At 56.4% G+C, this 307-nt stretch carries 1 protein-coding gene; it reads right to left on the reverse strand.

Features of this window, described 5'->3' with window-relative positions:
• Nucleotides 1–307 (reverse strand): phasin family protein (locus tag SB753_RS36095; RefSeq protein ID WP_410804894.1); only part of this gene is annotated, 307 nt, incomplete at both ends.

Below are 307 nucleotides of genomic sequence, written 5' to 3' on the forward strand. Positions count from 1 at the left end.
TACTGGTTACGCAGGTCCTCGCCCGCGCGTGTCACTGCGGCCATGAACTGTGAATCGATTTCACGGACATGCGTGGAATACGACAAAGTGTGCTCGACAAATCGCTGAGACAAGGCGACCGCACCAAAGGCGGGCGGCAGTCCTGACTGCTGCGGCGACAGCGCGGCTTGTCCTTCTTCCAGCATCGCCTTTAGTGCTGCGAGATTGAGATGAGTCAGCTTTTGCAGTCGCTCAAATGCTTCGTTTTGCAAGCCGAAAATTCCCGGCAAAGTACGCAGGCCGAAGTCAGCGGATTGCTCAACAGCAG

Origin of the sequence: Paraburkholderia sp. SIMBA_053 (genome assembly GCF_046534895.1) — a bacterium.
Classification (GTDB): Bacteria; Pseudomonadota; Gammaproteobacteria; order Burkholderiales; family Burkholderiaceae; genus Paraburkholderia; species Paraburkholderia caledonica.